This is a genomic window from uncultured Campylobacter sp. (genome assembly GCF_937949835.1).
In the GTDB taxonomy this organism is placed as follows: domain Bacteria; phylum Campylobacterota; class Campylobacteria; order Campylobacterales; family Campylobacteraceae; genus Campylobacter_B.
Genome location: NZ_CALEDC010000078.1, coordinates 1 through 10,037 on the forward strand (window position 1 = coordinate 1; position 10,037 = coordinate 10,037).

Sequence of the window (10,037 nt, forward strand, 5' to 3'; positions counted from 1 at the left end):
TGCTATGACGCAGCAAAGCGCCAAAACGTGTCGAAACACTAAGAGATGCTAAGGCGCACACCCCTTTAGCGCGACGCGTCCACGCCTGCGGCTATGGCATGCAAAACGAACCTTGTGCGTGCAAAACTCCCGTACGTAAAACGACTGCGGAATTATAAGGGGGCGGTTAACGATTGGCAACAAGCGCTTTTGCGCGATAAAATTTTGCCACGCAAATAGCTATGGCAAGGGAGTTTGCGAAATTTAAAATTTATTTTGAAAAGGTTAGGAATTTTAAAATTTTGACGATAGAATTTTGAAAAATTTTATAAATTTTTATGAATTTTGCGAACCAAAATTTTAGAATTTTCACGGCGCGGTAAAGCGAAATTTTAAAATTCTGCCATGAATTTTAGCGCGAGCTTTAGCAAAAACTTTAGCCACTGATTTTAATGTAAATTTGACGCGCAGACTTACTGCGAATTTATGTAAATCCAGCATAATGCTTTGCCTAGGATTTTTGTGCAAAATCTTTGCGACAAATTTTAGCAAGAAACCTTACGAGAGCTTTGATGCGAACCTTTTCGAAAACGCTCGTCATAAATTTTTAAACGAATTTTATGGCCTCGGGCATATCTAGTCAATAAATTTTACGAGAATAGCATTCTTATCGTGGCAGTAACTCAGTTTTATCAAAATAGAAATTTAGCAAACGATTTTTGCGCCACCGCAAGCGTATTTGCTGAGATGAAATTTCAAAACAAAATTCCGTCGCCACGTAAGCAATGCCGCTATCGGAGTAAAATTTATAGACAAAATTTTTAGCGCCAAAACTGCTACTTGATATCTCACAAAATTTTAGTGCCACTCTATCATAGACAGATACCGCATTATTTTGAAAAATTTTAATCTCACGCCGTCTCGAAGCCGAGCGTTATGCTACTTATGCAAATTCTAGCTTCGCGCCGCGCAGAGCCAAGCCGATCTAAGCCTAATCCTCCGCTTCGCCCTCCGCCGCAATCGCCTCGAGGCTTAAAATTTCATCGACGTCCTCCAGCTGCGCTACGCCGCTTCCGGCGATACTTCTGATGCTTGCGTGCATCGCGATCGCGCCATCTCGCGCACGCGCGATCTGTTTTTCGCGCTGTTTCCAGATACGCTCCATCGCGTTGCGCTCCTTGTTTAGGCTCTCCTGCATGCCGACGAATGCCGATACGATCGTCTTTATCTGGTTTGCAAACTCGGGCGAGGTCAGATAGTCGTAGAGCATCGCCGTTTTGCTATCTTGATTTTGCCCCGATCTTTTGGCAAACGCAAGCGCCACGACGTGTTCGCGCAAGACGGCGCAAAGCCCCTTAAATTCCTCAAACGAACAGATCCAGATGCTAGCATCGCTCGGCGCTTGATGCAGCCTAGGGCTGTGAGGCGGCATCTGCTCGGTGACGATAACGCCGATCTGCGCGCCCTCGCCTATCATATCGTCTTTGAGTTTGTCGATCCATTTGGGCTCGAAGCTCTTCGTGCGCTTGCTCTCGTATAAAATTTTACCGCAGCCCACAAACTCCCTCGTATGCACCATCTGCACGCAATCTGCGCCGCGCGCGCCCTTTTTGACCTCATCTATATCGTCCAAAGGAAAATTTAGCCGCAGATACTCCTGCAGCGCGAGCTCCTGCACCTCGCCCTGAAGCTGCTGCGAGCCCACCTCCGAGCGGCGCTTGAGCTCGTTTATTTGGCCGATTAGGCTTTGGATCTGCTCATCCTTTTGGCGGAATTTCAGCTCGTTTTCCTGCGAAATTTGTTTCGTTAGTCGCTCGCGCTCTTGGTTTACGCGGTTGGTTAGCTCGATCTCGGATTTGGCTTTGTTCTCAGCCTCAAGCTCGCTAAATTTGCGCTTTTGCGCCTCCATTTCGGCCTTTATTAAATTTAGCTCGGAAATTCTTTGCGATTTTTCTTGCAGCTCCTTTTGTAAAATTTCAAATTTCGCCGCATTTTCGCTCTCGATCTGAGATTTTGCGAGCGCTAAAATTTTCTCCCGCTCGCTGTTTAGCGCAGAATCGGTCGCCGCTTTTACGCGCTGCTCGAAGGCGTTTTCCTTCGCTTGCAGCTGCGCCAGATGCTTCGCGTACTCCTCGCGCTTAGCGGCGATCTCGGCTTCAAATTTAAGCGTAGCTTCGTTTTGCTGCTGCTGCCACTTTCGCTTCTGCTGCAAAATTTCATCTTCAAATTTGGCCTTGATATCGCGCTGCAGCGCCTCGTCTATATCGATCAAAGAGCCGCAGTGCGGGCACTTTACGTTAGCCATTTTTGCTTCCCAAACTCTGCTCTTTCATCTTTTCAAATTCCTGCGAAATTTGCGCGGCATTGGGCTCATCCGCCATCTTATCGAGCACGGAGTTGTAGCGATTTACGAGCAGTATCGCAAGCGCCGAAAAGCAAAAGCCTGGCAGCAGCTCATAAACGACCGCCGAAAGCCCCGATAATATCCAGCAAATGACCGTGATACCACCTACGAGCATACCTACTAAAGCAGAGAGCGCGCTCATTTTTTTAGAATACAGGCTGAAAAGCAGCACCGCTCCAAAGCTCGCGCCAAATCCCGCCCAAGCGTTTCCGACGACGTTTAGCACCGTATCGTTTGAGCCGAACGCCAAGATCGCGGCGACCGCGGCGATGATCACGACGGCGATGCGGCTGCTTAGCGTCTGCGTGCGCTCGCTCACCTCTTTTTTATAAAACGCGAAGATAAAATCCTTAGTAACCGCGCTAGCGCTTACCAAAAGCTGGCTTGAGATGGTGCTCATAATCGCCGCCAGCACCGCAGAGATTATCACGCCTAGGATGAACGGATGAAAGAAAATTTTACCGAGCTCTAGGAAAATTTTTTCGGGATCGTCTATGCTAAGGTCTTTTTGCGAAAAATAGACAAAGCCGATCAGACCGCTAAGCATCGCGCCCGCAAGACCTAGCACCATCCACGAAATTCCGATGCGGCGCGCGCTATCAAGCTCGCGCGAGCTTCTAATCGCCATAAAGCGCACGATGATGTGCGGCTGTCCGAAGTATCCAAGCCCCCAAGCAAGCAGACCCAAAACGCCTAAGAAGCTTTGATTGTAAAATAGATCGAGGTGGCTCGCGCCGTAGAGCCGCACCTGTGCCAAAAAGGAGCTGTCCGCAGGGATCTGTAGCGCGCGGTAAGAAAACAGAGGGATCAAAATAAGCACCGCAAACATCAGTGCGCCCTGAAATGCGTCAGTAATCGCGACGGCCTTAAATCCGCCGAAAAAGGTATAAAACACGACGATTAAGATTGTAGCGATCGCGCCGTAGGTGAAATTTAGCCCGAAAAAGCTCTCAAAGGTCTTGCCGCCCGCGATGATGCCGCTGCTAACATAGAGCGTAAAAAATATGATGATCAAAAGCCCCGAGATGATGCGAAGCGTTTTGGTATGGTCTTTGAAGCGGTTTTCTAAAAAATCTGGGATCGTGACGCTGTCGCTTGCTACCTCGGTGTAAATTCTAAGCCTTTTGGCAAGGAATTTATAGTTGCACCACGCGCCCACGCAAAGCCCTAGAGCTATCCAGATATTGCAAATCCCCGTCGCAAACATCGCGCCCGGCACTCCCAAAAGCATCCAGCCGCTCATATCGCTAGCGCCAGCGCTAAGCGCCGTTACGAAAGGACCCAGGCGGCGATTATCGAGCAGATACTCGCTTAAGCTCGCATTCTTGTCATAATAATACCTACCTATAAAAATAAGCGCGCCGAAATATATCGCGATTGCGCAATAGGTCCAAAAGCTCATCGTTGCCTCCTTTTAAAAAAGCTAATTTTACTCTATTTCAAATAAAATTTTACTTTCGGAATTTAGCCAGATTTTAACGAAATTTTAGTATTCTTGCCGTTTAAATTTTAAGAAAAAGGCGCCTTGGTTGAACGAGAAAATTTTAAAGGTCGTATTTGTTTTGACTGTAATCGCCGTGGGACTTTATTTCACCTATCCCGAACTGAGCGAAGCGCAAAAAATTTCATACGCCAAAAGCTACGGCATCACTCTTATTTTGACCTCCGGCGGCATCGTGATCGGTATCGCATTAGGATTTATGCTGGCATTTTTAAAATTTCTAAACAATAAATTTTTAAGCTTCATTATCGACGAATACGTAGACATCATCCGCGGAACTCCAATCGTTATCCAGCTGATGGTGTTCGTGTTTATTATCTTTGCTACGTGGAGCAATAATATCGCAGCTGCGATCTTTGCGCTGGGGCTTAATAGCTCCGCCTACGTCGCGGAGATCGTGCGCAGCGGCATAAACAGCGTCGATCGCGGACAGATGGAAGCCGCGCGTGCGATGGGGCTAGGCTACGGCACGGCAATGAAAGAGATCGTCTTTCCGCAGGCGATAAAAAATATCCTGCCTGCGCTTGCAAATGAGTTTATTAGCCTATTTAAAGAGACCTCGGTCGTGGGCCTCGTAGCAATTACCGATCTTACGTTTTTTTCAAAAAGCATGCAGGCTGCGCTTTATACCGTCCAGCCGATACTTTTTGCCGCAGTGCTTTACTATGCAAGCGTGAAATTTTTCTCGTTTTTAGTAAAAATGCTAGAAAGTAGGTTAAACCGCAATGATTGAAATATCAAATTTAACCAAATCCTACGGCAATTTATCGGTGCTAAAAGGAATTTCAAAGACCATAAATAAAGGCGATATCGTAGCGATCATCGGTCCAAGCGGCGGTGGTAAATCGACCTTTTTGCGCTGCTTAAATTTGCTTGAAATTCCAAGCAGCGGCACTATTAAAATAGACGGCGAGGATATTACCGATAAGCACACTGATATTAATAAAATTCGCCGCAAGGTAAGCATGGTGTTTCAGCATTTCAACCTCTTTGCAAATAAAAACGTGCTGGAAAATTTAACTCTAGCGCCCATAAAAGCGGGCATTTATACTAAAGAACAAGCCTACGCAAAAGCAGAGGAGCTGCTGCAAAAGGTCGGTCTTAGCGATAAGGCCTATACTTATCCGCACAAGCTTAGCGGCGGGCAAAAGCAACGCATCGCAATCGCTAGAAGTTTGGCGGTAAATCCGGACGTGATTTTATTCGACGAGCCAACTTCGGCGCTAGATCCCGAGATGATAGGCGAGGTGTTAGGCATAATGAAAGAGGTTGCCAAAGAGGGCATTACGATGCTTGTGGTAACGCACGAGATGGGCTTTGCACGCAATGTCGCAAATAGGATTTTTTTTATGGAGGGCGGCAAGATCGCTGTGGATGATACGCCTAAAAACGTATTTGAAAATCCGCAAAATCCGAGATTGAAAGAATTTCTAAATAAAATTTTAAACCACTAAAGGAGAGGGAAATGAAAAAATTTATGAGATTTTTAGTTGCGGGCGCTTTGCTTTGCGGTTCGCTAGTCGCTAAAGACATCACCAAAGATACGCTTATCGTAGGCACGAACGCCGAGTATCCGCCGTTTGAGTTTGTGGATGAAAACTCCAAGGTTACCGGCTTTGATATGGATCTGGTAGCCGAGCTTGCAAAGCGCGCGGGCGTGAAATATGAAATTTTAAATATGAGCTTTGACGGGCTGATACCTGCGATTAAAAGCGGCAAAATCGATATGATCGCCTCGGGAATGAGCGCGACGCCGGCTCGCAAAAAGGCGATCGATTTCACGGCTCCTTACTACAAGGTCGAAAATTTATATGTCAAGCGCAAGGACGATAGCTCGTTAAATTCTAAGGCAGATCTGCAGGGCAAGCGCCTTGCCGCGCAGCTAGGCACCATTCAAGAGCTTGCGATCAGAGATATCAAAGGCGCCGAAGTTAGCGCTACGGAGAACGTTTTTGTAGCCGTTATGTCGCTGAAGAACAAAAAGATCGATGCGCTTTGCGTGGATTCGTCCGTGGGCTACGAATATCTTAAGAAAAACGACGATCTAACCGCATTTTTTAAAGAATCCGACGGCAGCGAGGGCTTTTCGATCGCATTTGATAAGGGCAAATATCCCGAGCTGCTAGCTAAATTTAACGCAGCGCTTGAGGAGATGAAAAAGGACGGAAGCTACGAAAAGCTTTTGGAAAAGTATAATTTAAAATAATCCGCAAAATTTAGGCGCAAATTCCTCTCATAGAATTTGCGCCGCCCAAGAGGAATCCTATGAAAAAGATATTTTTAGCACTTGCGATTTTGCTCTGCACGCAGAGCTTTGCGGAGCAAAAAGACAGATACGGCATCGCTGCGTTTGCAGGTCTTGGCAATGACGGTAGAAGCTTCGTTTTTACCTTCAGAAAGGCTCAAAAAGATCGTTTCTTTCCCTGCGACTTAAAAAATTTAAACATAATCGCCGCGGGCGCTTCTAGGTGCATAACGGACGCCAAGGAGCTAAGGAAATTCGACAAAGAATATAAAAAAGCTCTCGAGTCCGTGATAAAACCTGGCAAGCGCTACTACGTAAATTTAATCGATCGCGGCAATGACGCCTATGTCTGCGACGCAAGCGATCCTAAAAGCAATCTGCGATTGGACCTAGTGGCGGCGGGATTTGCCGTGCCGACAACCGACGATAGTGAACTTCTTTTAAAAGCCGCCGAGGAAGCCAAAGAGGCTAAGCGCGGAATGTATAGCACAAAATTTTGGGATGTTACCAACTGCATTCTAAACGGCGCGCCGATGCCGAAAAAGATAGATGAGTGAAATTTACGCACTTAGCGACGATGTCTTAACGCCGCCGCAAACTATCTTTTCGCAGATAGATGAGATTTTGCGCTGCGGCGTAAAGCTCGTGCAGTACCGCAGCAAGCTCGCCGCGCAGGATGAAGCTTTAATCCGCTCTCTCATCGGTCTTTGCGAAGATTACGGCGCCAAACTCATTATCAACGACGATGCGGCGCTTACCAAAAAGCTTGGCGCGCACGGCGTGCATATCGGCAAGGACGACGGTGAGGCGGCGCAGGTGCGCGAGTTTTTAGGCGCGGATAAGATCGTCGGCGTTAGCTGCTATGCTGATCTTGCTCGCGCGCAAAAGGCTGAAGCGCAGGGCGCTAGCTACGTAGCCTTCGGCTCGCTCAGGCGCGGCAAGACAAAGCCTGATGCGCCGCTTTGCCCCGATGCGCTCGTGCAAGAGGCGCGAAAATCTTTAAACCTCCCAATCGCCGTAATCGGCGGGATAAGCTTAGAAAATTTAAATGAAATTTTAGCCCTGAAGCCCGATTATATCGCGATGGTAGAGGCGATCTACAGGCCCGCTTCGATCACTCAGAATTTAGCAAATTTAAAGGGAAAAATGGATGAATATATTTGACGCCGTGATTTTAGGCATCGTTGAGGGGCTGACGGAGTTTCTACCCGTAAGCTCGACCGGGCACATGATCCTAGCTGCGAAACTAATGGGCCTGCAGCAGACCGACACGCTTAAATGCTTCGAGGTCGTTATCCAGCTAGGCTCGATTTTAGCGGTCGTGGCGATGTTTTATAAGCGGCTTTTAGTCGATTTTAAGCTCTGGTGCAAGCTCATCGTGGGCTTCATCCCTACAGCCGCGATTGGCTTTTTGCTCTATAAAAGCATCAAATCGCTATTCGCGCCGCAGACCGTCGCCTACGCGCTGATCGGTTGGGGCATTATTTTTATCGCAGTCGAGCTCTTTCGCAAGGCGCGCCCGAGAGAGGACGAGCTGGAGCATCTGGATCAAATTTCATACGTTCAGGCCTTCATCATCGGGCTTTCGCAATGTTTTGCGATGGTGCCTGGCACTTCGCGCAGCGGCGCTACTATCATCGCAGGGCTTTTGTGCGGGCTAAGCAGAAATCTAGCCGCGCGCTTTAGCTTCCTACTCGCGATCCCTACGATGTTTGCGGCGACTTTTTACGACACTTATAAAAATTTAGACACCTTCGTGCAAAACTCCGACAATATCACGATCTTTCTCGTAGGCGGCGCAGTGGCGTTCGTCGTGGCGCTTGCGGCAATCAAGCTATTTCTAAGCTTCGTTTCGAAGTTTGATTTCATCCCGTTTGGAATTTATAGAATTCTAATCGGCATCGCATTTTTCATATTTGTATTTTAATACGCAAGGAATTTCATGAGCCTCGTAAAAAATATCGGCGCATTTTTAAAAAACAAATTCAGCCTCCTATCGGTATTTGACGGCGCGGTGCTAAACGCATACACGCTAGTTTTGGTATTAAATTTAGCGCTCGGGTTGCTTCTTATCGCGCGCGGCGGCGAGCTGCTCTCTGCGCAGGCGCTGTTTTTCGCGGTATCTGCGATCTGCGGCGTGACGATACTTTTTTTCGCGCTTTACGCGCTTAGCTTTTATAGCGCCAGGCTATATAAAATTCTCGCCTTTGCGCTATTGGCGCTAAACGTAATCTTCGCGATCGCTCAGATTTTTTTGATCTTTAGCCTGGAGCTTACCTACTCACACGGCACGCTGGACGCGCTAGTGCAAACGACGCCCAAGGAGGCCTTTGAGTTCGCGCATGCGTTTTTAAATTTTAAGCTTATCGCGGCTTTTTTGGCGCTTTTAATTTTCGTCATCGCCGCTCTTAGGCTTAGAGTGAGCCAGCGAGCGCGAATGAAGCTATGTCGCGCGATAAAGCTAGCCTTTTTGCTTAGCTTGCTCGTTTTTATCGCGCATGCGGCGTTTAAAAGCTACGTAGCCAAAAGCTCGAAAATGCGCGCCAGCATCATAATCGCACTGAATAAAATTCCGATTTATAACTTTGCTTTCGTTACGAAGGATTATTTCGGCGCCGATTTTAAAAGCGTGCGCGAGCTGCAAGCCGGATACCAAAGCATTTACGCCTCACATTCGCATAAAACCACGCCAAACCGCATCTCAAACGTCGTTTTTATCATCGGAGAGAGCCTGCAGCGAAATTTTATGAGCCTATACGGCTACTATCTGCCCACCACACCGAATCTGCAAGCGCTTGAGCGAAGCGGAAATTTAATCGCTTTTAGCGACGTCGTCTCGCCGGGTGCCAAGACCAACGACGTGCTAAAATACGTGCTAAATTTCGGAAATTACGAGAGCGAAAAGCAGCGCCCGTGGAGCGCCAACCTCGACATCGTAAATCTCGCGCGGCTCGCAAACTACGAGACCTTTTGGATCAGCAACCAGGAGCGCTACGGGCAGTGGGCGGTCGCAAGCGGCGCGAGCGCGCAGATGACGGATCACTCGGACTTTACGAACCAGATCCCGGTTTACAAATACGCCTACTCGCTCGACGAAGTTATGCTTCCTAGTATAAAAAATTTCAAATCGGGCGCAAGAAAATCGCCCCTTGCGCGCAAGGACGAAAGCTCCGCCGCAGAGGTGGGCGGCGCGCAGATGAAGGATAAATTTTTCATCCTTCATCTGATGGGCTCGCACCCGAGCTACGAGTTTCGCTATCCAAAAAGCTTTGCTAAATTTAGCGCTGCGGACATCTCGCGCGAGCCGTTAGACGACGGGCAAAAAAAAGAACTTGCGCACTACCTAAATACCGTGGCTTACAACGATTTTATCGTGAGCGAAATTTATAAAATTTTCGCAAGCGACAACACGCTGATAGTCTATTTCAGCGACCACGCCCAGAGCCTTTATCAATACCGCGGCAAGCTGATCCACGGCGGCATCAACCGCTTCACGCTCGAAATCCCGCTGATTTTCATGGCGTCGGATAAGTTCAAAGAGCAAAACGCTGATCTTTGGGCGCGCATCGCCGCAGCCAAAAATAGGCCGTTTTTGAACGACGATCTCATCCACGCGATTGCAGAAATTTTAGAGATGACCGACCTATCCGAGTACGATCCCACTCGCTCGGTGATAAACGCCGATTTCAACGCCTCGCGCCCGCGCATCATCGAGGGGGTCGATTACGATAAGGTTTATAGGCTGCAGAAGGAATTCGGCGAGTAAATTCGGTGAAATTTTGCGTCTTTTGAGGAGGCAGAATTTCACCTCTTAAAATTTGCACTCTTATCGTAAGCGCTCGCGTCCTAATTTAGCTTTCGCACGGCCGCATATTTTCGCTGCCACGGGCTATGCAGTAAAATTTCTC

9 protein-coding genes are annotated in these 10,037 nt (G+C 48.0%); 7 read left to right on the top strand and 2 right to left on the bottom strand.

The window, feature by feature from the left end:
* Window positions 1–970 precede the first annotated feature (970 nt).
* Together Q0256_RS01700 and putP are read right to left on the bottom strand one after the other, a co-directional pair.
* On the bottom strand, window positions 971–2,284 hold the full coding sequence (locus Q0256_RS01700; RefSeq protein WP_297959519.1) for a DUF2130 domain-containing protein: 1,314 nt from the start codon (window positions 2,282–2,284) through the stop codon (window positions 971–973).
* On the bottom strand, window positions 2,277–3,785 hold the full coding sequence (putP, locus tag Q0256_RS01705) for a sodium/proline symporter PutP (RefSeq protein WP_297959520.1): 1,509 nt from the start codon (window positions 3,783–3,785) through the stop codon (window positions 2,277–2,279). Before putP ends, Q0256_RS01700 begins: the two co-directional genes overlap by 8 nt.
* Window positions 3,786–3,954: 169 nt before the next feature.
* Here putP and Q0256_RS01710 point away from each other — a divergent pair, with 169 nt between their 5' ends.
* Genes Q0256_RS01710 through Q0256_RS01740 form a run of 7 tightly spaced genes read left to right on the top strand, consistent with a single transcriptional unit; the run spans window position 3,955 to window position 9,895 of the window.
* Entirely contained in the window at window positions 3,955–4,617 is a 663-nt protein-coding gene (locus Q0256_RS01710; protein WP_291940149.1) for an amino acid ABC transporter permease, read from the top strand.
* A complete protein-coding gene (locus Q0256_RS01715) occupies window positions 4,610–5,338 on the top strand; it encodes an amino acid ABC transporter ATP-binding protein (protein WP_297959521.1) in 729 nt (242 codons plus the stop codon). The genes Q0256_RS01710 and Q0256_RS01715 overlap by 8 nt, the downstream gene beginning before the upstream one ends.
* Before the next feature lie 11 nt (window positions 5,339–5,349).
* Window positions 5,350–6,090, top strand: coding sequence for a basic amino acid ABC transporter substrate-binding protein (locus Q0256_RS01720; RefSeq protein WP_297959522.1), 741 nt, complete (start codon window positions 5,350–5,352; stop codon window positions 6,088–6,090).
* Between the two features lie 59 nt (window positions 6,091–6,149).
* Window positions 6,150–6,686 (top strand): hypothetical protein, encoded by a 537-nt coding sequence (locus tag Q0256_RS01725; protein ID WP_297959523.1) that lies wholly within the window; start codon window positions 6,150–6,152, stop codon window positions 6,684–6,686.
* Entirely contained in the window at window positions 6,679–7,293 is a 615-nt protein-coding gene (gene thiE, locus Q0256_RS01730) for a thiamine phosphate synthase (RefSeq protein WP_297959524.1), read from the top strand. Before Q0256_RS01725 ends, thiE begins: the two co-directional genes overlap by 8 nt.
* A complete protein-coding gene (locus tag Q0256_RS01735; RefSeq protein ID WP_297959525.1) occupies window positions 7,280–8,056 on the top strand; it encodes an undecaprenyl-diphosphate phosphatase in 777 nt (258 codons plus the stop codon). The genes thiE and Q0256_RS01735 overlap by 14 nt, the downstream gene beginning before the upstream one ends.
* Before the next feature lie 15 nt (window positions 8,057–8,071).
* Window positions 8,072–9,895 (top strand): sulfatase-like hydrolase/transferase, encoded by a 1,824-nt coding sequence (locus Q0256_RS01740; RefSeq protein ID WP_297959526.1) that lies wholly within the window; start codon window positions 8,072–8,074, stop codon window positions 9,893–9,895.
* Window positions 9,896–10,037: the final 142 nt, after the last annotated feature.

Excerpts from the sequence above, each read along its gene's own strand:
- Q0256_RS01700 (WP_297959519.1), bottom strand. The coding sequence starts at position 2,284 with ATGGCTAACGTAAAGTGCCCGCACTGCGGCTCTTTGATCGATATAGAC.
- putP (WP_297959520.1), bottom strand. The coding sequence starts at position 3,785 with ATGAGCTTTTGGACCTATTGCGCAATCGCGATATATTTCGGCGCGCTT.
- Q0256_RS01715 (WP_297959521.1), top strand. The coding sequence starts at position 4,610 with ATGATTGAAATATCAAATTTAACCAAATCCTACGGCAATTTATCGGTG.
- Q0256_RS01720 (WP_297959522.1), top strand. The coding sequence starts at position 5,350 with ATGAAAAAATTTATGAGATTTTTAGTTGCGGGCGCTTTGCTTTGCGGT.
- Q0256_RS01725 (WP_297959523.1), top strand. The coding sequence starts at position 6,150 with ATGAAAAAGATATTTTTAGCACTTGCGATTTTGCTCTGCACGCAGAGC.
- thiE (WP_297959524.1), top strand. The coding sequence starts at position 6,679 with ATGAGTGAAATTTACGCACTTAGCGACGATGTCTTAACGCCGCCGCAA.
- Q0256_RS01735 (WP_297959525.1), top strand. The coding sequence starts at position 7,280 with ATGAATATATTTGACGCCGTGATTTTAGGCATCGTTGAGGGGCTGACG.
- Q0256_RS01740 (WP_297959526.1), top strand. The coding sequence starts at position 8,072 with ATGAGCCTCGTAAAAAATATCGGCGCATTTTTAAAAAACAAATTCAGC.